This window comes from Nostoc punctiforme PCC 73102, from assembly GCF_000020025.1.
Lineage (GTDB): Bacteria > Cyanobacteriota > Cyanobacteriia > Cyanobacteriales > Nostocaceae > Nostoc > Nostoc punctiforme.
This window is the reverse complement of sequence record NC_010628.1, coordinates 6337646-6358567: the sequence shown is the minus strand read 5'-3', so window position 1 is coordinate 6358567 and position 20922 is coordinate 6337646. Positions and strand designations below refer to the sequence as shown.

The following is a 20922-nucleotide window of genomic DNA, read 5'->3' as shown; positions in this document are numbered from 1 at the left end:
GAGTATGTCACGAAACTCGACTTTATGGTTAAGGTAGTGTAACGGGCTGAAGTTGGCTATGAGTAAAATTCGTATTGCTTTAATTGAAGATCATGACCTCACTCGCGTGGGTATTCGGACAGCGCTCATCCAAAAGGATGAAATTGAAGTTGTAGGTGAAGCTGCCAATGCTGCCGAGGGGTTAAAAATGTTAAAAATGGTACAACCTGATATTGCGATCGTAGATATTGGTTTACCAGATAAAGATGGTATTGAACTAACACGGGAGGTAAAATCTACTGCAAATGGGCAGCAGCTAGCCACAAAAGTGTTAATTTTGACGCTGCGGGATAACAAAGAAGCTGTGTTGGCAGCTTTTGCTGCTGGTGCAGACTCTTACTGTATGAAAGATATCAAATTTGATAATTTGCTGGAAGCAGTGAGAGTAACTTACAATGGCAACGCCTGGATCGATCCAGCGATCGCTCGAATTGTATTACAACAAGCACAACAAAATCCTCAAAAGTTGGAATCGGCTTTTGTAGATGCCAAAACTATTGCCTCTAACCCTGATTATGTCGAGAATCTGGAAGGAATTCAACCTTACACCCTGACAGAACGGGAATTAGAAGTGCTACAGTTGATTGTCGAAGGTTGTAGTAATGCACTAATTGCGGAAAGACTTTACATCACTGTTGGGACTGTTAAAACTCACGTTCGCAATATTTTGAATAAGCTATGTGCCGATGACCGTACCCAAGCAGCAGTCCGCGCCCTGCGTTCTGGTTTAGTTGGGTAAAGGTATTTTTAATGTGGAGCAATTGAGAACGATCGAGAGAAACTCATAACTTTGAGAAAGTGATATTTTCAAAGTGAATAGCTTCTCTGATTTTCTGTGATTTTTTATGTGGGATAAACATCACACTATATCGCCATTCAAACATCTCAAAAGTAAAGTCAAATATGCCTGAGACAGGGGTCGAAAAACTTAAGCTCATGGTGGTAGATGATGAGCCAGACAACCTAGATTTACTCTACCGCACTTTTAGACGAGATTTTCAAGTATATAAAGCCAATCATGCCTTTGGCGCTCTGGAAATCTTGGATCAATTTGGCGAAATGGCGGTGATTATTTCTGACCAAAGAATGCCAGAAATGAATGGAACCGAATTTTTTAGTCGGACAGTAGAGCGCTTTCCTGACACGATCCGGATTTTGTTAACTGGTTTTACTGATGTCGAAGATTTAGTGGATGCCATTAACTCTGGTCAGGTATTCAAGTATATTACCAAACCGTGGAATCCGGATAAACTCAGGGCATTAGTTGAGCAAGCGACTGATACATATCGTGTAGTCAAGAAGCGCACCCAAGAGTTGCGTCGGGCCCTACGGCGAGAATCTTTGTTTAATGCCGTAACAACCGCAATTCGTGAGTCTTTAGACTACGATAGTATGCTGCAAAAAATTGTCGCAACCATTGGACAAACATTTGACGCTAGCAGTTGCTTGCTCAGACCAGTAGAGGGCGATCGCCTGATCCAAGATGAGTTTTCATACTACGATTCTAAATCCAATGTATTAGATTGCTTCTTCGACCCCAGTATTTTAATTGAAAAAGTGCTGGAAACCCGTCATTATCAACTTACTCAAGAAATATACGAGGGCAACCCCTGTCACCATTTGGTTGTGCCACTTAGCTACCAGCAGCATTTGTTGGCTGTGCTGGCCCTCCACCAATGGGGACGCGATCGCCCCTGGCAAGACGAAGACATCCAACTAATTGCAGGTGTTGCCGAACAAGCAGCCTTAGCTCTCTCTCAAGCAAAACTCTACCAGCGTCTCCAAGAAAAGCAACAGCAGATTCATAATGAGTTGGAGGTGGCTCGGCAAATTCAATACAACTTGCTACGCCAAAGTTTACCTGATATCAAGGGTGTAAAAGTGCAAGCCTGTTGCTACCCAGCGCGGGAAGTAGGAGGCGATTTCTTTGAAGTGTTTGTTCATCCCAAAGGCGACTTGTGGTTGGCAGTAGGTGATGTCTCTGGTAAGGGTGTCCCAGCTGCTTTATTTATGGCTAGTATTATTTCAGTTTTGCGCCGAGAATTATCTCAAGAAACTCCAGCCGAGCCAAATGTGGTTATGCAAAACCTCAATCATGCTCTGAGTGAAGATTTAATTAGCAACAATTATTTCATCACTCTTGTGTTAGCTTGTTATACCCCTAGTACTAAGGAACTAGTCTACACGAATGCCGGTCATATTTATCCACTATTATGGTCACGCCAAGATGCTTTGGGCGACAATCCTAATTACCTGAAAGTTCGCAGCGTTCCTTTGGGAATCTTACCCAAGTGGCAGGCACAGTCTGGTCGTTTGGTTCTCGCTACTGGAGACACATTGTTACTCGCCAGTGATGGTATTACAGAAGCAACGATCTCAAATGATTCTGATTTAACAGTAAAAAACGGGTCTAGTGCTGAGGCAGTAAACCGTTCGATGCTGAACCAAGATGGTCTTTGGCAACTGTTACAACAAGAGGAACAACCACTTTCTCTCAACCATTTACTAGCTCGCATCCAGGCAGATAACCACATTCAAGAAGACGATCAAACTATACTTTCACTGGAGATTTTATAAGTGATGAAAAGTGAGCTTCATGTACCAAGTGACTTGAATTTTCTGAATATTGTCGAAAACTGGTTACTGGGATGTTTGAAAATTCAGCTAGGAGAATCTGTGGATTGGTCACGGCAATCAAGTCGTTTGAGATTGGCTTTGGTAGAAGCTTACTCAAATGCAGTCCGTCATGCCCACAAGGACAAACCAAATTTACCAATTTTACTGCGTTTGGAAGTCAAAGACCGGGATCTGGCCTTAGAAGTTTGGGACTACGGCGAAGGCTTTGATATGTCTAACTACTACGCTCCCAACCCTCTGGAAAAACAAGAAGGTGGTTATGGTTGGCTGATTATGAATCGTCTGATGGATAAAGTAGACTATGAGTTGCAGATTGATGGTGCAAACTGTCTCAAATTACAAGCTACTTTACCCGAATTAGTTAAATAGACAAAAGTTATTTATAGGAATTTTTGATGCCTAGATTTTGTTTTGGGTAATATCAAACATTTCCTCAAAAATTATACTTATTTACTACTTTTCACGGCGTAAAGAAAGTAACTCTTGGGGAGAAGCTAAAAGTTTGATTCTAGTATAGAAAATTTGCCGTTGTTGGTTGAGGATAAATAGCCACAAGACATTCACACTACACCAGGAAGTTTGGGCTTTGCCTGCTACCTGAATTTGGATCTCACCAGTTTCTAACGTCTCGGCGATTGCCGTGTTGGGGTAAACTTTCACATTTTGGCCTTCTTGTTTTAAGTAGGCTGCGATCGCATCTGTCCCCACAATATCAGATTCAAAGGGTGGACGCATCACACCATCTACCGCAAATAAGGTAGCAGTTGCCTCAAATTCTCCGGCATTTAAGGTTTGAAAATAACGCAGTACGCTTGTTTCTGTAATTCCCTCAATCTGGAATTCTTCTTTCAACTGTGCTGGGGATATAAATTCAGCAGAAGTCATAAAATTCTCTGTATTATGCTAACTGAATATTCATTTCAATACAAAAATCGTTCAAAAGAAAGCTGCTTTTGAGATAGATTGCCCCATATTGCTAAATCTTCCTCACGATGGAAGTTGAGATGTTGCAATGGAATGTCTCTACATTGGTGTTGCAAAAATTGAAGAAGGCAGGAGGCAGAAGGCAGGAGGCAGAAGGCAGGAGGCAGAAGGCAGGAGGTAAGAGGAATACTACCCTCTTGCCTTCTGCCTTTCTCGATAAAATTGATACATAGGGAAGGTAACAAATATTCATCAAAGGTATTGACTAGGTAATGTACAATTTATTTGCCTTTATTTAGGCAAAATCCAAATAAAAAAATGAGTCAGTATTCTGTAACAAGCAGTAGTGTGGTGAAAGAAAAAGCCAGCGAGTTGGGCTTTCACAAAGTTGGAATTGCTGCTGTAGATAGCATAGATGCCACAGAAGCGCAGAGGTTACAAGCATGGATTGAACTGGGTTATCACGCCGATATGGAATGGATGGCTAACCCAAAACGTCAAGATATTCGCTTAGTGATGCCAGAAGCGCGATCGCTAGTATGTGTGGCTCTAAATTACTACACACCACATCAACGTCCAGAAGGCGAGGAATATGCCAAAATTTCCCGTTATGGTTGGGGAAGAGATTATCACAAGGTAATGCATAAAAAACTCAAGCAGCTATCTACATGGCTAGAATCACTAGATGAAAGTGTAAGAGTTCGTTATTATGCAGACACTGGTCCAGTGCAAGATAAAGTATTGGCTCAACTTGCCGGAATTGGTTGGATTGCCAAGAATGGTAATGTGATTACACGGGAATATGGCTCTTGGGTATTTTTGGGAGAAGTCTTGACCAATTTGGAGCTAGAGAGCGATCGCCCGCATACAGAACACTGCGGTAGCTGTACTCGTTGTCTTCAGGCTTGTCCTACAAGTGCAATTACTCAGCCTTTTATTGTGGATGCTAATCGCTGCATCGCTTATCATACAATTGAAAATCGGGACGAAAAACTGCCACAGACACTCACATCCCATTTGCAAGGCTGGGTTGCTGGTTGTGATATTTGCCAAGATGTTTGTCCTTGGAATCAACGTTTTGCTAGTACAACTGATATTCCAGAGTTTCAGCCTTATCCTGGGAATATTGCTCCCAAACTGCTAGAATTAGCCCAAATCTCAGATCAGGAGTGGAATAAACGATTTCCAGCATCTGCCTTGCGGCGGATTAAGCCAGAAATGTTACGACGCAACGCCCTAGCTAATCTTGACGCATCCAGGCAAATAATGACCCCGAAAGTAATTATTTTTGATTTTGATGGCACTATTGCTGATACAGTAGATGCCCTTGTAAGTATTGCCAATCGTCTAGCTGTAGACTTTGGTTATAGACACATCAGCCCAGAGCAATTATCCCTACTTAAAAACTTAACATCTAGGGAAATTATTAAGTACTCAGGAGTTTCTCTATTTAAGATACCTTTTCTAGTTAAAAAAGTTAAAGGAGAATTAAAAAACAAAATACCAGAATTAAAGCCAATTCCGGGAATTAAAGAGGCATTAATAGAACTGCAAAATAAAGGATATAAACTGGGAATTATCACTTCTAATTCTAAAGACAATGTTACGCAATTCCTGACAATCAATGATTTAAATCACCTATTTGATTTTATTTACTCAGGAATTACGATTTTTGGTAAAACAACCATAATCAATAATGTATTAAGGCAAAATCAACTCCAACCTCAAGAAGTTATTTATGTTGGAGATGAAACCAGAGATATCGAAGCATCAAAGAAAGCAAATATCCAAGTAATTGCAGTAGCTTGGGGCTTTAACTCATCGGAAGTACTAGCTAAACAAAATCCAGATTATTTGATTCAGCAACCTAGCGAACTGCTAGAAGTGATGAATGGTTATTAATTATATAGATATTTCCATAAATTAAATATGCGTTATCCATAAACATTGTAGAGACATAGCTAGGCTACATCTCTACTTATTTTTCACCAGATGTCTAAATATTGGATTAGGAAAAATTACTTTTTCGGTTGACCCTTTTCCAAAGCTTTTTGTACTAGTTCATCACTGACATTCGCTACACCTTCAGTTCTAGAATTCCCAACTTCCTTGGCTAACTCTGCATAATCGTCAGGATTACCAGTTGACTGCGCTTCAATTTTTGTCTCTTCTGGCTTAGAGGTTTGATATTTAGGTGCTGTTGCTGCTTCGGCTGCTGCTGCACCTTCACCAGTGCGATCAACTTCACTCACGCTAAATTGTTGTGCTGCTGCATAATCAGCATCAAAATCCACTTTTGGCGCTTTTTCTTCACCACTAGCGATGTTTTCGGCAGCTAATTGAGCATCATGGGTGGGAGCTTCATTAACATTGGGCTTTACTTCATCAGGCATAATTAAAATCCTTAAGTTAAATTTTTTATTGCTTACTTGAAAAAGCATAGCAAGGTAATTAGCTATTTTCATGCTCCCTGGGGAGAGACTTTACGTCTATTAAAAGATAGATTAAAGCTGAAATTTGCAATTAACATAAATCTTTCTCTCGATAGTAGAAGCTGATGCTCAAACTTTGGTAAGCCTTAGTTTAGCGTGTAAAATTTCTTTGGAAATAAAATTATGACTGCAAGTTACGATAAAACTATTTCTCAAGCCCAGAGCAATGAAACTCAAAAATTGGTGGATGCGTTTAACAATTTAGATACCGATGCTAAATTAGCTTGGTTCTATTTGGTTTATAAAAAAATGGGTGATTCTATTACGCCAGCTGTTCCTGCTGCTGCTGAACCAGAATTATCACCTCTTCTGCTAGGAGACTTTTTTGAATTATCAGATGAGCAACAACTAGATATTATGCGGGATATTGTTAACCGCAAAGATACAGAATATTCCCGTGCTTATGGGGCGATAAAAGAAAACAACCAGCTGTTAGTTTGGTATGCTTGGGCGGTAGCTATGGGGAATCAAGTAGTTGACTTACCAGGTAGCTACGAGCCAAGTAAGGCAATTAACGATCTGGTTTCCCAGATTGAAAAACTAGATTTTGACGAGCAAATTTCGGTATTTCGGACAATAGCTGGTGAAGTGGGTTACACCGATGTTAAGCCGATCGCAACGCAAGCAGAAACTGGAAAAACGTCGAGTTTGTAATCGGGTCTGGCGGCTAGAAGTCTCGGCTACACTAACAAAGTCCGCTTCCTTCTACCGTGAAGCAAGCTACGCGTAGCGTTCCGTTGGCACAGCGTCTCTTAGAGAAGGAAAGCGGACTTTAATAACTTATGAGACAGCCAACTGACTCAAGTCAGATGGAGTCAAATTGGAGTGTACCACTTGACCATCGCGGAACCAAACGATGCGCTGGGTTTGACGGGCAACTTCTGGCTCATGTGTCACCATGACAACGGTGATTCCACTGGCATTGAGTTCGCTAAAGATATCTAATACTTCTTGGGTTGTGCGCGAATCAAGTGCGCCTGTGGGTTCATCGGCTAGGAGTACTACAGGACGATTGACAATGGCTCGTGCGATCGCTACTCTTTGTTGTTGTCCACCAGATAGTTGAGTTGGTTTGTTGTTGAGGCGATTTGCTAAACCGACTCGCGTCAATGCAACTATTGCGCGATCGCTTCTTTCTTTTGGATTCACACCAGCATACAGCATTGGCAGTATCACATTTTCTAACGCTGTTAGTTGGGGCAATAGGTGGAACTGTTGAAACACAAACCCCAGCTTTTTATTACGGATATGCGCCAATGAGCGATCGTCCATTTGGGCTACATCAAGATTATCTAAGTAATAATGTCCGGTTGTCGGACGGTCTAAACACCCGATAATATTCATGGCTGTGGATTTACCAGAACCGGAAGGGCCCATGATTGCACAATATTCGCCCTGTTCCACAATTAAGTTGACATCATTCAGCGCTCGTACCTCTGTTTCGCCACTACCATAAATCTTGAAAATGTTTTCTAGTCGAATGATTGCTGGTTTCGGTAGAGGATTAGGAACCAGGGAATCGTTAATTGAAATAGTATTTGTCATAAAGATTATAGGTAATCTTGGGCTGGTAAGTTACTTTTTTCACAGTTGTAACTATAGTAACCATCTTCTCAAGGTAAATTGTCGGGAAGGAATTAGCGATCGCTAATTTTTTTGATAAGTAAGTTGGCACAATAAAATCAAACTATGTAAACAAAAATGAAATAGGCTAAAACCCTTATACCTATTGCCTTATCTCAACGACAATTATTTATGCTCACTTACTTATAAGAACTGATATTAATTCTTTGCTAAACCCACCTGTCCTCCAATTAGCCCCAGAAATCCTGTTCCAAAGTGCTGAATCTCCAAAAAGCTTGCTTGCTCCGGTGAAGTTTTATAAATCCGAAATGTCTTCATAATCCCCAAGGTAGCAGCACTTTCTAGAGAGCCAACAAAACTAATATCGCGGTCGAGAAAATAGGATTGACTAGCCCATTGAGCCATCTGATTTGCATTCAAAAAGTAGCAGCCTGCGTGAGGATTGAGGGCACGACGAAAGGTAATTGGTGCATTCATGATTGTACCCTTGAGTTCCTGTTGCTCCTGTACATTTTGAAAGGGAGCAGTTACTCGTAAAGCCAAATCTCCATCAATGTAAGCTTTATGAACCAAACCGTGGGGGGAAACTTCATAACGATTTGGCTGGAGCAAGTTTAAGTCACCCGCTTGTTGGGTAAACCAATTTAATTTTATAAAAAACCAAGGGTCATAGATAATTAGGTCATCTTCAAGGAAGCAATAGTAATCATACTTACCAAGACAACTTTGCAGAACAGCTTGGCATTCAAACCCCAAAAGCAGAGGTTCTACATTAGTAGAATGATGCTTATATAAATGGGATGGTAAGGAAAGCTGATTCAGAATATGATTATCTTGGGTTGTGCAAATAACAATATCTAGTTCGTGCGACTGGGGTTGATTCGCAGGGAAAGCTATTCGTTGAGCAATATTGATGATACTTTGAGATTTGCCAAATAATTCGTGTAAGGCAGTAAGGCTTTTAGTTAACGCCTGCAAGCGGGGTTGTGGGTCTTTGCGTTGGGAAGCATGACGACCGTCACCGCTAGGTTTAAAAAAATGGGCAATGGTAAAAATAATTCGCATTTTAAATATCTGTCATTTGTCATTTCTCATTTGCTATTATGTATTAATCGATAGCTAATAATTAATTATCCTTCTTACAAAAGTCGTTCTTTTCAGGCTTCTATTTGCACCTTTGCTTGAGGCAAAAAATATTTATGCAAAAGGCTAATGACCAATGACTAATGACTTTTACCAAATCCTTTAGAAATCGAGGGCTTTTTCAAACTATTAGCATTTTTTCCAGCAAACATCCATTGCAAATGCTGTGGTAACAGCTTGGCTAAATCATAATGCTTCAGAATTGTCTCTCGCGCATTCGCACGAATTTTTTTCATCTCTTGAGGATGATTCAGCGCCTCTTCAACCCGATTAGCAATATCCTGGGGAGAAAAGAAATCTACTAGCAGTCCATTTACCCCATCCTTTATCACTTCCAATACTGGCGGAGTCTTAGAAGCTATTAGTAAACATCCTGCTGCCATTACTTCTAACATTGACCAGGATAAAACAAAAGGACGGGTTAAATAAATATGAGCAGAAGAAGCTTGTAAAACCTGAAGATACTCATTGTAAGGTAGTCTATCTGTAAAGTGCAGCCTTGATAAATCTAAAGATGATTTTAATTTTTCTAGCATTAATTGTTTATAAGTCTGACCATCGGGGAGATTCTTCCCATAAGCCACCCTATCTTCTCCCACAACTACTACATGACACTTAGGTCTTCGCTGTTGAATTAGTGCCACCGTTTCCATAAACTGTGGAAATCCTCTATAAGGTTCCATTCCCCGTCCCACATAAGTTACCAACTCTTCGACATAGGAAAGGTCAAGATTTATTCTTGGTAAAACTAACTTTGCGTCTGGCTTGGGAACAAAATAATTGGTATCAATACCATCATGAAGTACAGTGATTTTGCTATGATATTCTTTGGGAAACTGGTGACGCTGCCAATTAGTGGGAGAAAGACCGCGATCGCAGCTATATAAATCAGTCAAAATCGGTGCATTTTTTACGCGGATGCGGCATTCATCATCAGCATTCAGCGGTTCATTGGGATCAAAATCTGCATCCGAACCGTGAGCGTGATAAAACCACTCGAAATAACACAATAATTCTGCTTTGGGAAAAACATCTTTCATAAATAAAGTCGGCCCCCAACCAGAATGACCATAAACTATATCTGGAACGAAACCTTCAGCCTTTAGTTTTTCCGACACGCGATACACAGCTTGCGCGGTGATAACAGCATTTTCTAGGTTGCGAACGTAATGGTGGGTTTGGGGAGCAGCTTCCCGAGAAGGAGTGTAAATAGCTTTAAAAACGCCAGGTATTTCGCCTTCACGACGATTTGTTCCAAAGACGACTTTGCAATTAGGATCTTTACCTAAAACTGTCGCTAGATTGCGAAATTGTGAAGGAAAATTTGGATGTAAAAATAAGATTTTCATTGGAATAATCTTGATTAATTTATTGCCAGATAAAATAAATTAAGACAAGCTATTCAAGATTATAAGATTATTTCTCACAATTTTTCGCAAGTAAATTTAGGTAAATGGTAGCCTGAAAATGCGAAAATAATCGCAAATTCATGTTATGACAATGAAATTTATTGGCATTGATTTAGGCTGGCGATCGCAACCAAGCGGACTATGCTGTTTAGAATGGATAGATGGACAACTGCAATTACTCGATTTAGACCGTAAAGAAGCTATTGCAGACATCTTCACCTGGATCGATCGCAGCGTCCAACCAGACGAACCAGCCATCATCGCCGTAGATGCACCTACCCTCATACCTAATCCTACCGGGAGTCGCCTCCCCGACAAACTCAGCCACAAGTACTTTGGCAAATATCATGCGGGATGCTATCCAGCTAATCAAAACTTACCCTTCGCCGATCGCACCATCAACTTTGGTTTAGAGTTAGAATCACGCGGTTTTGCCCACGCACCCACGATTGAACCGCAAAAACTCAGCCGATATCAAATAGAAGTCTTCCCCCACCCAGCAATCGTTAACCTATTCAACTTAGAACGCATCCTCAAATACAAAAAAGGACGACTCAGCGATCGCCGCCTAGAATTAATCAAACTCCAAAATTATCTTCTCGATATCCTCCCCTCCTTTTCTCCCCCTCTGCGTTCCCTGCGCCTCTGCGGTTCATTCCTTCTTGAAATCCCCACCACAGGCGCAGACCTCAAAGCAACCGAAGATAAACTAGATAGCCTAGTTTGCGCTTATGTTGCTGCATACTGGTGGTATTGGGGAGAAGAACGTAACTTAGTTCTAGGCGATCGCACCACAGGCTACATTATCATCCCTCAAAGAATTTAAGCAGCAAAGGTTTTGTGTACAAAAATTGCGATCGCTTACCAAAACGACTTATATTGAGCAATGGAATGCGAGATGCTAAAAATAGCATTTCGCAAACCGTAACGCCTAGTAATGGCAGAGCGCTAATAAAGATTAAACAACGACAAAATTGTTGTTGGTTAGTGACAATCCAGCAGATAGCTGTGCAAATTGTACCTGAGTAAACCCAGATGCACTGCCATCTTGGTCAAAGAACAATGCACCTGTAGCGCTGTTGTAAATAAATCGTTCTTCACTAGTGGTTGCAGATGTTCCGACTGTAAACTGACTTGCTGAAAGTGAACCTATTGATAAGCGACTTCCAAACCCATAAAACGATAGCTGAATCAATTCATTAGTAGCGTTGAAGTCATAAATAGTATCAACACCTTGGTTGTAACTATCGAAAACAAAAGTATCAGTGCCATTCCCACCTGCCAGGATGTCATTGCCACCGCCCCCAGAGAGCGTATCGTTGCTATTACTCCCCACAATGTTGTCATTGCCATAAGTACCTAAGATATTTAAGCGTTCGATATTCTTGTAGCTAACACTCTTGTAGCTAAGACTATTAGAGTTGTCGGGAAATAAAAGATAAGTGAGGCAATGCTGGTCTTGTAATTGGGATTCTCTTAAGCAGCCATCAAGTAGAAGTTCCATAATCCTGCTGCGGTCAGCATCAAATGGTCATCAAAGTTTTCAATCCGATTACGATAAATGACACTGGCGGCGTTGTAGCGCTTCACACCAGCAAAGGCATTTTCGCAAACTACACGGGATTGACTCAATTGACGATTCTCCGTTTTTTGAAGGTCACTTAACTTGCCCCCTTTGGGCTTTTTGTGAGGAAGATGGAGATTGTCATACTGCTTCTGTAATCCCTGAAAGCCCGAGTCTACTTCAATCGGAATTTCATCAGGCACACTACCTGCAATGTCATCTTCGTCATGAAAACGTTTGTCATGCAGTTTGCCTTCTCGTGCTTTGCTTAAGATCAAGACCCGTTTGGTTTCATCAACTGCCGCCAAGTGTTTACGCGTATGACGTTTCTTTTTACCGGAGTAATTCTGTTGTTGTTGTTCTCTTTCTTGAGGTCGCGCAATTGGGCGTTCTGTCCCATCAATCATCACTCGTTGCACTCCTGGAAAGCGTGACAAAAATGCTTCAATGCTTTCGAGATGGCGTTCCGGCAGCGCCATCTTCTGTCCCAAAGCCGCTTCTAATATTGGCTGCAATCGATGCATCCACTCATGTGCCTGGGAGCGATGCATATCAAAGAGCAGTCCCGCCACATCGAAGGTCGGATAACATTTGAAATAGAAAAGGATGAAAAACAATTTGTCTTGGGCTGTAAGTAAGCGGGCTTTGCGTCCTCCACCCAGGCCACGTTGACGAGGCTTGGCCTGTTGAGTATCTAGGTACATCGTGGTAAACGTGGGCAAAAGGGCATCAAATGCTTTCCGGTTCAACCCAGTTAATGCCCTCAACAGTCGGTCTTGCTTCAGCGCACCTTCAATATTCAGCATCATTCTTCCCTACCACTGCTGTCTATTCTCTCTTATTTCCCGACAAGTCTATTGATACCTGCTTTAATTGACCCAGTGTTAGTAGTAGTATTAAAAGTCGAAGTGATTCCAGAAGAATCACTGGCATAATTTACGAACAACAAATCGTCACCCTTACCCCCATCGATCGTATCATTGCCAGCATCGCCGCCGGAGAGGGTATCGTTCCCACTGTTCCCTACAATATTGTCATCGTAGACTGTACCTGTGATATCTAATCGTTCAATATTCTTGTAGCTAGCCATTATTGCCTGTTGAATAACTAGCATCCAAGGTATCGTCACTAACACCACCATTGAGGATGCTATTGCCAGAGGTAGGATTGCCAAATAAAAATGAGCCTCCTCGGAGCGGGCTGTAGTCACCAGAAACGGAGAGATAATTATTTCCATCGCCACCATAAAGCAGGTTATTGCCCTGACCGCCAATGAGAGTGTCATTCCCGGCACCACCAATGAGAGTGTCATTCCCGGCACCACCTCTGAGCATGTCATTGCCACTCAAGCCATCGATTTTGTCATCACCCCCTTGACCATTAATCACATCATCTGAGTTATCAAAGCCGTTAACATTATTGTTCAGGTCATTAAGGAACGTGACTGTATTCTTATTGAAGATAGTACTTTGAGTGGAGTTGGCATTGAAAACATCAAAGCTATCCGTGATGCTTGTTTGCCCATCAAACAGGATATTGCCCAAGTCTACAGTGGCTCCAGTAGATTTGCTCAGGTTATCCAGGTTTTCCAAGGCAAAGTTTTGCAGGATGACTTTGGGACTATCATGCTCTTCAAAGGTGATTTCCAGATTGTTGCCATTTTGGGTCAGCTGCAAATTTCGAGCAGTCAAGCCATCACCTTGGAATATCAGAGTGTCAACTTCGGCAATGACTCCTGCTGTAGGGTTTGTTCCTTTACCTATGCCACCAAAATCGGTGATGATATCATTGGTACTGTAGAGATAAACAAATTCATCATTGCAACCGCCACCAGTTAGAGTGTCGTTGCCGCCGTTACCTTTGATGGTATCGTTGCCTGCAAGACCCTTAATTGTGTCCGGGCCATAAAGACCTACTAAGGTATCATTACCTTTGGTTCCAATGATATTTGCCATAACTTTTACTACCTAAATCTAGCTTTTCAGTAACTTCAGTTCTCAACATGGAGTTGATTGCTATTTTTGGGTATAAAAATTTACAGGAATTTCAAGTTTTTGCCATGCTTATATTTGCCCCTTAAGTAACACTAATGTTTCTTAAAGATTTATCCAAAGAATGGCTTTTGTTTAACACTACCTAATCTATTTAAAACCTATCTAAGCCTTAAGTGCTGTACAAACTAATGAGCGTGTGTATTCAGAATAATCGGTCATTTCAGGCTAAATTAATTATTCTTGTTCAATAAAAATTAGCGAACAAGGATAATTAAAAAATCTGACAATTGAATGCCTAAAATTCATACTTGGTATTTGGTTTCTTGCCAGCGTCTAAGTCCTACTAGAATAGAAAATATTCAATTTTCGATTGGCAAAGAGATTTTTATACCCTCCTTGTAAGCGATTCTGCGTAGATGTTTACCTTGAAAATAGAGAACATCTAAATAACCCAATACTGACCATATACTACTCTATTTACTTAAATATTTTTTCTTAAAGACTTATCTTTGCATATTCTTCACATTATTTGCCAACAAATTTACGTAAAAATGTTTTGTTTATGTAACATTAATCTTTCGATCGTAAATTTTGCCGAAAGCTATTACAGATTGGTATTACGTTTGTAAACTAACAAATCTGCGATCGCAGACATCAGTACTTCTGGCTCCAAAGCGCGGATCGAGCGAAGCCTAAGAAGCTGACTTTTGCGATCGCAATCGCAAAAGTCAAATTGCATTTCCGTTATAATTGCTCGTAATTCTAGCAATAATTACTTTTGGGCATAACTGCATCGCATAATAAAAGGCGTTGCTAAACTTAATTTAGCAACGCCTAATCTTGAGTATTTAATAACTACTCACCACTATTACTCTGCCCAAGCAATCAACCTTGGTTCATAAGCATTAGCCAGATTTTGATTTTTCGGCAATACACGTAAAGACAAACCTTGCAAACCAGAAGCGGTATAAGTGATATTACCAGTGTAAATACTCAATTGCTGTGAATCCTCACCTTGGTAATCCATCACCACTGTTACAGCGTTGACAATCTCGCCATTGGCATCGATCGCACCTTGATATAACTCCACCTGCACATCATCATTGGTCAAGGTTGCTAAGTCAACTTTGGCTTTGACAGCAACAGTTTGGTTAACTTCAATGTCTGAAGCTGCCGATACATCAACATCTTTGATTCTGATGTTAAACCAGTGTTCGCCCAGTTTTTCTTTCCAAGCGGCTAGTTCTTTGGCTGGGGCATAGTTATCAACAGTCAGGGTATGATAGCGATCGCTAGCCGGGAAATAAGCTCTTTGTGCATACTCTCCTACCATCCGCGCTGTGTTAAAGAAAGGACAATTCAACCGAATTGCATCCTTCATTTTGGCAACCCACGGACGGGGCAAGCCATCAGTATCTCGGTGATCGTAAAATAGTGGTACAACATCCTTCTCTAATAACTCGTAGAGAGCATTTGCTTCTACTTCATCCTGATAGTTAGGATCGTCGTAATTCTCTCCATGTCCAATCGCCCAGCCCGTGCGGACGTAATCAGCTTCATCCCACCAACCGTCTAGTACACTTAAATTTGGCAATCCATTCATTGCCGCTTTCATCCCGCTAGTACCAGAGGCTTCCCGTGGACGACGCGGTGTATTTAACCAGATATCGCAACCCGCAACCATCAACCGGGATATGTGAATGTCGTAATTGGGAACAAACACTACCTGTTTTTCTAAATGTTGTTCGCGGATAAAGTGATTGATCTCGCGGATGAGTTCTTTACCGGGAATATCCTTGGGATGTGCCTTACCAGCAATCACAAATTGCACTTTCCGGTCTTTGTTAGCTAGCAGAAGCCGCTTAATCCGATCCAGATCGCGCATCCAGAGGGTAGCCCGTTTGTAGGTGGCAAAGCGACGGGCAAAGCCAATAGTGAAAGCGTAAGGATCTAAAACTTCTTGGGCTTGGGTAATTTCGGAAGCAGAAGCGCCGCGATCGGTTAAATGCTTGACCAAATGCTCCCGCACATACAAAATCATATCTAAGCGGCAGCGTTCGTGATTGCGCCACAATTCTTCATCGGGTATAGCGTCCATCCGCTCCCACAATGGGCTATCTGGTGGTGCTGATGACCAATTTGGGCCGAGGTAGCGATCGTATAACTCTTGAGTCGATTTCGCCACACAACTCCGAGCATGGACACCATTAGTAATTGCTGCGATCGGCACTTCTTCTACTGGTACTTTCTGCCACAAGCCCTGGAACATTTGCCGCGACACTACCCCGTGGAGTTGTGCAACACCGTTAGAAAATGTTGCCATTTTCAAAGCCAGCACCGCCATACTGAAAGGCCCAGATAAATCACCTGTATTCTCGCGCCCCAGTCCTAAAAATTGCTCTTTGGGCAACCCAAATATCTCTGCATAGTACCCCAAGTAGTGCAGCATTTTGTCGGGAGCGAATAAGTCAATCCCTGCTGGTACTGGCGTGTGAGTAGTAAAGATATTACTGGAAGCCACCACCTGTTTAGCTTGGGCATAACTCAGCCCTTCTTCCTGAATCAGCAAGCGGATGCGTTCTAGGGCAGAGAAGGCGGCGTGGCCTTCATTCATGTGGTAAGCGGTGACTTTCAGCCCCAAAGCTTTGAGCATTTGCACACCACCGATCCCCAGCATGATTTCCTGGTGGATACGCATATCGATGTCGCCACCATACAGCTGATCTGTAATGTCGTGGTCGTAAGTGTTGTTGGGTTCAATATTGGTGTCAAGCAGATACAAGGGAACAGTTCCCACCTGTACGCGCCAAACTCTAGCGTATACCTTGCGTCCTGGATAATCTACCGCAATCCGTAGCTCTGAACCATCGGCATTACGCTCTAGATGCAAGGGCATATTATAAAAATCATTGAGCAAGTAGCGTTCTTGCTGCCAGCCATCAGCATTCAGATACTGGGCAAAGTAGCCTTGCTGATACAGCAAACCTACACCGACAAGCGGTAGCCCCAAGTCACTAGCAGATTTGAGGTGATCCCCAGCCAGAACGCCTAAGCCGCCAGAATACACGGGTAAACAATCAACAAGTCCAAATTCCGCCGAAAAATAGGCGTAGCATTCTTTTGGTTTGTCTTCCCGTTGTTTTTGATACCAAGTGCGTTCTTGCAAATAATCGTCTAACTGACGGTCAGCTCGATCCATTTGCGCTAGAAAGCCTTCATCTTCGACAACTTCCAAAAGCCGCGATTGCGAGATAGTACCGAGCATCAACACTGGATTGTGATGGCTAGACTCCCATAGGTCAGAGTCTAAGCGACGAAATAAATCTTTGCTCTCAACATTCCAATCCCAGTGCAAGTTATATGCTAACCGCCGCAGTGGTTCGAGTCGCGGTGGTAGTGAAGGGGATACGTTAAATGTACGAATTGGCTGCATAGGTTGGCAAAACTCCAAGTTTAGTTATGGTTATTGTTTACTGTCTTTACCAATGTTGCCAATTCTTTATACTGTAGTTTGTGAAGAAGCGATGACTTTGTTAAGCATTGAGAATTCTTTTTAACATCGTTGCTAAAGTTTACACCAAGGTGTTTCTAATTCTATGCGTTACTCTCAGCCATATACTTGGTATATTAAGATTTAATCATTGAGTGGTATGTATCACTTAAAAAAATCTAGTTTTGAATAAATAATTTATATTTATTTTAGTATTGCTTCCGGGGATCAGTTCTACTGTCTTGGCTGAGGGTGAAATTTCCTTATAGCTGTTTCCACAAAGGTTAAATTTTTAATTATTTTTTAATAAAATTGCGCTGGGAAATAAGCAGCTATGATTCTTCGGTTAGGGATTAGTTTGAGAAGATGTGATACAAAGTAACCCATGTAGACATCACTTAAAAAAGGAATGCGTAAAAATAATACCAAGGAGTTAACTAGGGAAAGCGTCGTAAACTACTTGGTATAAATTTTGGATACTAAATCAGGAAAATAACTTCTTAGCGTGTTATTTTATGAACCTAGTGAAGGTTGGTCTTTGGTATTTTTTGTCATTGATAAAGCTACAGCAGCTGCATAAGCAATCTCCGCTGCCATTTGATAAGCAAGTTTGATACTTGATGAAGCGTCCTTGGCTTTAGGAGAAAGAGAAGCTTTTTTTCGGCGCGACTCTTGTTTTACATCACCCGCTACAATAGCTCGCTGTAAAATGATCCAGGCATCTAGGTCTTCTGAGTCATAATTACTTTGAAGTTGCGATCGCAATTGTTCTTCGGCTACAACACTCAGATAGCCGCTATTTAGAGCTTCTTGGGCAATTTCTTTAATTAAAGCCATAATTTGAACCAAGTGTGTGAGTTAAAACCGATACCTCAATGTGGTCAATTTGATGTTGTTTTGTGGACTTCTCCTGGAAACTAAGCTAAATTTTAGCTTTCTTTACAATAAAATTTATAATGAGTAACACCAAGCACGCATCACCCGCTTGGCTCACCCGAATGGGTGATTTACAAATTTTTAGATATAAGTAATAAGGAAGAAGAAAATTTTGAACTTTTGAACGAAGAGGGTGTCATCAGTATAGTAGATATCATTCTGAGTTTAACGCCCAATTATAAAATTACTTGGACAAGCAAAGGTAGAAATATAGACAAAAAGACAATTAACATCCGCGATCATTTTTAAAATTACCGTCCTCCAGGAATTTTATCTAAGTGTATAAAATTATTTAAGAGTAGCGTAGGCTTTGCCCGCCGTAGGCATCGCTCCATCAAAAAAGTTAGCTAATTTACAATATTTTCATCACCAATCAACTTATTAATTAAGAGTGTTCCACTAAAAATAAAATGTGTTATTGTTAAAAGCAACTGTTATTAAAAACGATTCATGTAATTACAAGCATGAATTTGCTAGTTTATAAATCATCCGTGTGCAACATGATTGGAGCAGCATACTCTAGAAATTCGTTGCAAGAAAGCCGTCATAGCAGTCGGGGAAGCGCTTACTTGTTTGCACCGATGGTCAACTTCAATGTGATGGCTGACGTAGGGGATAATCCACCCTAATTGGGTTTTTTTGGGCAATAATACCCAATTAGACCCAACAATAATTACATTGTTATGCTAGGCAGAAATTTTATCTAAATTTTTGAATATAGTCTAGTTAAATGTATTTTTTGTTGCAATATAGCTTGTGGAACTGAGCTGTTTCAAAAGATTAAAATCGCCTGATAGGAAGTAGCCTCAAGGCAAACAACTCAATCCCTAGTTACGTAACAAGCTTTGCAAATTTGCCAGAGAACCAAAGCAGTATCCTATCTAAACCAACCAATTTACTTATCAGATAATTTCAGAGTCTGGGGTTTGACCCTGCAATGCACTAAGATTTTTTGTTAATTGCTCTGGTGAAAAAGAAGCACGTTTTTACATGCCTTGACTGATACAAAAGCTTCTATAGATCCAAGGTAATTGTGCATATCAAGTGGGTAATTCTAACACACCTAATTTCAAGAGTTGCTCACATAGTTAAAGCCAGACTGGAGGTTTTCCAAATTTTGGAAAACCATCTAAAAATATGGGTAAATTTCGGTAATACTGCCAACAAAGTTTAATATATTAAGAAATACAATATTTCTTGGTATGGCAGAAGATTAGGATACAGGCAAAACACTTTCAATACTGTCAACACCAATTAATTGAAGAGATATGTAGCCATGCCTAACGAGCAATATTTTTCAAAATTGCAGCGTGTGCAAGAACTTGTAGTAACTACTGTGTTAGGGGATCTTCCTGCACTTCTTCTGGGGCCAAAGTTGCGTAGTTTAGGATATGGGAGTATTTTTGCCCAAATAGGCAGCCCAATTTATATTCAAAATGGTGTTGAATTTAACGGTACTTCTTGTATTGAGATAGGCAGTGGAGTCTATATTTTCAAGGGTGTACGGATGGATGCTAGAGGACACAAAAATAATAAAATTCATCTAGGCAATAGAGTAGCTATTGAGCGTAACGTTGATATAGGGTGTTTGAAAGATACGTGTATACATATTGATGAAGACACCTTCATTGCTCCCAACGTGTGTATTGAGGGGCCAGGAGACATTAAAATTGGCAAACACTGCATGATTGCTGCCCACTCCGGGATATATGCCAATAATCATAATTTTGCCGATCCGATGGAGCTAATTAAATACCAAGGTGTTACTCGCAAGGGAATTGTGATTGAAGATGACTGTTGGCTAGGTCATGGAGTAACGGTATTAGATGGCGTTACCATCGGCAAAGGTAGTGTTATTGGTGCAGGAGCAGTTGTCAATAAAGATATTCCTCCTTTCTCCGTTGCTGTAGGTATACCTGCACGAGTAGTCAAAAACCGAATTAGTAAAGACCTAGCAAAAGTTCAAACTGAGAAATAGGGCATGGGACAGGGGGCATGGTAACTATCAATACGGTTCGGATAAGCATTTATTTACTTTCCTTGTGGTCTGGGGAATGGCGAAGGTGGGGTACCCTATGGGGATAAGGGGCGTGGGTAAAGGATAAAGGATGTATTCAAAACCTTTCCCCTTTTCCCTTTCCCCTTTAACTGAACCGTATTGTGGTAACTATTTCCCATAACCTTTAATATGTTGGCTTTGGGAAGAAACTTTTGTTGTCAGTTAACGTCACAAACTGGAGTAAGCAGTTTCTGAGTTATTTTTAAGGGCATCTAAAAGTCAGACAACTGGCATTTTGCACCATTCTCAATAACTGTAGAGTAGGTACTTACTAGTCGCTAGTCTCTAAGTGCCCAGTCCCATGTCCCCACAGTCCTCTAAAAAAGGGACGAGATTTGGGTAATATAAAGTAGCTATCTTTTCTGCATGGCAGATCCTCAAAGAAAAGCTTTCTTTGTTTTACCCGTTGGAGATATTTCTATGCTGACTTTAAAAATCGCTGTTTATATTGTTGTTGCCTTCTTCGTAACTATCTTCATCTTCGGATTTTTGTCGAACGATCCTGCTCGTAACCCCGGCCGTCGGGACTTAGAGTAAAAGGGCGATAAATCATCCGCGACTTTGGAAGGCGGAAAATACTAAACGCCACAGAAACTTACTAAGCGAAATTTAGTAAGTTTCTTCCTCCAGGTAGCTTGCTGTAGGTAGCAG

The 20922-nt window shown here is 41.1% G+C and carries 19 protein-coding genes and 2 pseudogenes; 10 read left to right on the top strand and 11 right to left on the bottom strand.

Features of this window, described 5'->3' with window-relative positions; translation table 11 throughout:
- The first annotated feature begins 58 nt into the window (after positions 1–58).
- The 3 genes from NPUN_RS25975 (at position 59) to NPUN_RS25965 (ending at position 3045) form a co-directional block, all read left to right on the top strand.
- Positions 59–778: a response regulator transcription factor gene (locus NPUN_RS25975; protein ID WP_012411421.1), complete on the top strand. Its 720-nt coding sequence runs from the start codon at positions 59–61 to the stop codon at positions 776–778.
- A 164-nt stretch (positions 779–942) separates the two neighbouring features.
- The gene (locus tag NPUN_RS25970) at positions 943–2616 is read left to right on the top strand and encodes a SpoIIE family protein phosphatase (protein WP_012411420.1); all 1674 of its coding nucleotides are present in this window, start codon (positions 943–945) and stop codon (positions 2614–2616) included.
- Positions 2617–2619: 3 nt separating this feature from the next.
- Positions 2620–3045 (top strand): ATP-binding protein, encoded by a 426-nt coding sequence (locus tag NPUN_RS25965; protein ID WP_012411419.1) that lies wholly within the window; start codon positions 2620–2622, stop codon positions 3043–3045.
- A gap of 84 nt (positions 3046–3129) precedes the next feature.
- Here the strand turns inward: NPUN_RS25965 and NPUN_RS25960 are convergent, their stop codons facing one another.
- On the bottom strand, positions 3130–3561 hold the full coding sequence (locus NPUN_RS25960; protein ID WP_012411418.1) for a ketosteroid isomerase family protein: 432 nt from the start codon (positions 3559–3561) through the stop codon (positions 3130–3132).
- 357 nt (positions 3562–3918) lie between these two features.
- Between NPUN_RS25960 and queG the strand changes: the two are divergent.
- Positions 3919–4892, top strand: a pseudogene (gene queG, locus NPUN_RS42820) (tRNA epoxyqueuosine(34) reductase QueG).
- Positions 4867–5502 carry an HAD-IA family hydrolase gene (locus NPUN_RS42815; RefSeq protein WP_202947574.1) on the top strand — a complete coding sequence of 212 codons (636 nt, stop codon included), beginning with the start codon at positions 4867–4869 and terminating at the stop codon, positions 5500–5502. Before queG ends, NPUN_RS42815 begins: the two are co-directional and overlap by 26 nt.
- 116 nt (positions 5503–5618) lie before the next feature.
- Here the strand turns inward: NPUN_RS42815 and NPUN_RS25950 are convergent, their stop codons facing one another.
- Complete coding sequence (locus NPUN_RS25950; RefSeq protein ID WP_012411416.1) at positions 5619–5993, bottom strand: hypothetical protein; 375 nt, start codon at positions 5991–5993, stop codon at positions 5619–5621.
- Positions 5994–6215: 222 nt separating this feature from the next.
- Between NPUN_RS25950 and NPUN_RS25945 the strand changes: the two genes are divergently transcribed.
- Positions 6216–6746, top strand: coding sequence for an orange carotenoid protein N-terminal domain-containing protein (locus NPUN_RS25945; protein ID WP_012411415.1), 531 nt, complete (start codon positions 6216–6218; stop codon positions 6744–6746).
- 126 nt (positions 6747–6872) lie between these two features.
- Here the strand turns inward: NPUN_RS25945 and NPUN_RS25940 are convergent, their stop codons facing one another.
- From NPUN_RS25940 to NPUN_RS25930, 3 genes are all read right to left on the bottom strand, one after another.
- On the bottom strand, positions 6873–7637 hold the full coding sequence (locus tag NPUN_RS25940) for an ABC transporter ATP-binding protein (RefSeq protein WP_012411414.1): 765 nt from the start codon (positions 7635–7637) through the stop codon (positions 6873–6875).
- A gap of 237 nt (positions 7638–7874) precedes the next feature.
- On the bottom strand, positions 7875–8741 hold the full coding sequence (locus NPUN_RS25935) for a hypothetical protein (RefSeq protein WP_012411413.1): 867 nt from the start codon (positions 8739–8741) through the stop codon (positions 7875–7877).
- Positions 8742–8899: 158 nt separating this feature from the next.
- Positions 8900–10168, bottom strand: coding sequence for a glycosyltransferase family 4 protein (locus tag NPUN_RS25930; RefSeq protein ID WP_012411412.1), 1269 nt, complete (start codon positions 10166–10168; stop codon positions 8900–8902).
- A 151-nt stretch (positions 10169–10319) separates the two neighbouring features.
- On the opposite strand from NPUN_RS25930, the gene NPUN_RS25925 reads away from it, so the two are divergent.
- Positions 10320–11054 (top strand): DUF429 domain-containing protein, encoded by a 735-nt coding sequence (locus NPUN_RS25925; RefSeq protein WP_041566420.1) that lies wholly within the window; start codon positions 10320–10322, stop codon positions 11052–11054.
- Positions 11055–11186: 132 nt separating this feature from the next.
- Here NPUN_RS25925 and NPUN_RS25920 read toward each other — a convergent pair whose 3' ends face one another.
- The 6 genes and pseudogenes from NPUN_RS25920 to NPUN_RS25895 form a co-directional block, all read right to left on the bottom strand.
- The gene (locus NPUN_RS25920; RefSeq protein WP_052304653.1) at positions 11187–11732 is read right to left on the bottom strand and encodes a calcium-binding protein; all 546 of its coding nucleotides are present in this window, start codon (positions 11730–11732) and stop codon (positions 11187–11189) included.
- The gene (locus NPUN_RS25915) at positions 11705–12601 is read right to left on the bottom strand and encodes a transposase (protein WP_234710955.1); all 897 of its coding nucleotides are present in this window, start codon (positions 12599–12601) and stop codon (positions 11705–11707) included. The genes NPUN_RS25920 and NPUN_RS25915 overlap by 28 nt, the downstream gene beginning before the upstream one ends.
- A 29-nt stretch (positions 12602–12630) precedes the next feature.
- Positions 12631–13735 (bottom strand): annotated as a pseudogene (locus tag NPUN_RS44250) (calcium-binding protein).
- Between the two features lie 655 nt (positions 13736–14390).
- Positions 14391–14525, bottom strand: a complete 135-nt coding sequence (locus tag NPUN_RS44245; RefSeq protein ID WP_272913934.1) for a hypothetical protein — start codon at positions 14523–14525, stop codon at positions 14391–14393.
- A gap of 129 nt (positions 14526–14654) precedes the next feature.
- A complete protein-coding gene (glgP, locus tag NPUN_RS25900; protein ID WP_012411410.1) occupies positions 14655–17219 on the bottom strand; it encodes an alpha-glucan family phosphorylase in 2565 nt (854 codons plus the stop codon).
- A gap of 570 nt (positions 17220–17789) precedes the next feature.
- Positions 17790–18113: a hypothetical protein gene (locus tag NPUN_RS25895; RefSeq protein ID WP_012411409.1), complete on the bottom strand. Its 324-nt coding sequence runs from the start codon at positions 18111–18113 to the stop codon at positions 17790–17792.
- 599 nt (positions 18114–18712) lie between these two features.
- On the opposite strand from NPUN_RS25895, the gene NPUN_RS44240 reads away from it, so the two are divergent.
- The 3 genes from NPUN_RS44240 to NPUN_RS25880 all read left to right on the top strand — a co-directional run bounded on the left by NPUN_RS44240 (position 18713) and on the right by NPUN_RS25880 (position 20808).
- Positions 18713–18841: a hypothetical protein gene (locus tag NPUN_RS44240; RefSeq protein WP_256091202.1), complete on the top strand. Its 129-nt coding sequence runs from the start codon at positions 18713–18715 to the stop codon at positions 18839–18841.
- Between the two features lie 647 nt (positions 18842–19488).
- On the top strand, positions 19489–20190 hold the full coding sequence (locus tag NPUN_RS25885; RefSeq protein ID WP_012411407.1) for an acyltransferase: 702 nt from the start codon (positions 19489–19491) through the stop codon (positions 20188–20190).
- A gap of 501 nt (positions 20191–20691) precedes the next feature.
- Positions 20692–20808 (top strand): photosystem II reaction center protein I, encoded by a 117-nt coding sequence (locus NPUN_RS25880; protein WP_041566417.1) that lies wholly within the window; start codon positions 20692–20694, stop codon positions 20806–20808.
- The last annotated feature ends 114 nt before the right edge of the window (positions 20809–20922 follow it).

What these genes read in the sequence shown, in the direction of transcription:
- NPUN_RS25975 (WP_012411421.1), top strand. Translation starts at nt 59, where the DNA reads ATGAGTAAAATTCGTATTGCTTTAATTGAAGATCATGACCTCACTCGC.
- NPUN_RS25970 (WP_012411420.1), top strand. Translation starts at nt 943, where the DNA reads ATGCCTGAGACAGGGGTCGAAAAACTTAAGCTCATGGTGGTAGATGAT.
- NPUN_RS25965 (WP_012411419.1), top strand. Translation starts at nt 2,620, where the DNA reads ATGAAAAGTGAGCTTCATGTACCAAGTGACTTGAATTTTCTGAATATT.
- NPUN_RS25960 (WP_012411418.1), bottom strand. Translation starts at nt 3,561, where the DNA reads ATGACTTCTGCTGAATTTATATCCCCAGCACAGTTGAAAGAAGAATTC.
- NPUN_RS42815 (WP_202947574.1), top strand. Translation starts at nt 4,867, where the DNA reads ATGACCCCGAAAGTAATTATTTTTGATTTTGATGGCACTATTGCTGAT.
- NPUN_RS25950 (WP_012411416.1), bottom strand. Translation starts at nt 5,993, where the DNA reads ATGCCTGATGAAGTAAAGCCCAATGTTAATGAAGCTCCCACCCATGAT.
- NPUN_RS25945 (WP_012411415.1), top strand. Translation starts at nt 6,216, where the DNA reads ATGACTGCAAGTTACGATAAAACTATTTCTCAAGCCCAGAGCAATGAA.
- NPUN_RS25940 (WP_012411414.1), bottom strand. Translation starts at nt 7,637, where the DNA reads ATGACAAATACTATTTCAATTAACGATTCCCTGGTTCCTAATCCTCTA.
- NPUN_RS25935 (WP_012411413.1), bottom strand. Translation starts at nt 8,741, where the DNA reads ATGCGAATTATTTTTACCATTGCCCATTTTTTTAAACCTAGCGGTGAC.
- NPUN_RS25930 (WP_012411412.1), bottom strand. Translation starts at nt 10,168, where the DNA reads ATGAAAATCTTATTTTTACATCCAAATTTTCCTTCACAATTTCGCAAT.
- NPUN_RS25925 (WP_041566420.1), top strand. Translation starts at nt 10,320, where the DNA reads ATGAAATTTATTGGCATTGATTTAGGCTGGCGATCGCAACCAAGCGGA.
- NPUN_RS25920 (WP_052304653.1), bottom strand. Translation starts at nt 11,732, where the DNA reads ATGGAACTTCTACTTGATGGCTGCTTAAGAGAATCCCAATTACAAGAC.
- NPUN_RS25915 (WP_234710955.1), bottom strand. Translation starts at nt 12,601, where the DNA reads ATGATGCTGAATATTGAAGGTGCGCTGAAGCAAGACCGACTGTTGAGG.
- NPUN_RS44245 (WP_272913934.1), bottom strand. Translation starts at nt 14,525, where the DNA reads ATGCAATTTGACTTTTGCGATTGCGATCGCAAAAGTCAGCTTCTTAGG.
- glgP (WP_012411410.1), bottom strand. Translation starts at nt 17,219, where the DNA reads ATGCAGCCAATTCGTACATTTAACGTATCCCCTTCACTACCACCGCGA.
- NPUN_RS25895 (WP_012411409.1), bottom strand. Translation starts at nt 18,113, where the DNA reads ATGGCTTTAATTAAAGAAATTGCCCAAGAAGCTCTAAATAGCGGCTAT.
- NPUN_RS44240 (WP_256091202.1), top strand. Translation starts at nt 18,713, where the DNA reads ATGATTGGAGCAGCATACTCTAGAAATTCGTTGCAAGAAAGCCGTCAT.
- NPUN_RS25885 (WP_012411407.1), top strand. Translation starts at nt 19,489, where the DNA reads ATGCCTAACGAGCAATATTTTTCAAAATTGCAGCGTGTGCAAGAACTT.
- NPUN_RS25880 (WP_041566417.1), top strand. Translation starts at nt 20,692, where the DNA reads ATGCTGACTTTAAAAATCGCTGTTTATATTGTTGTTGCCTTCTTCGTA.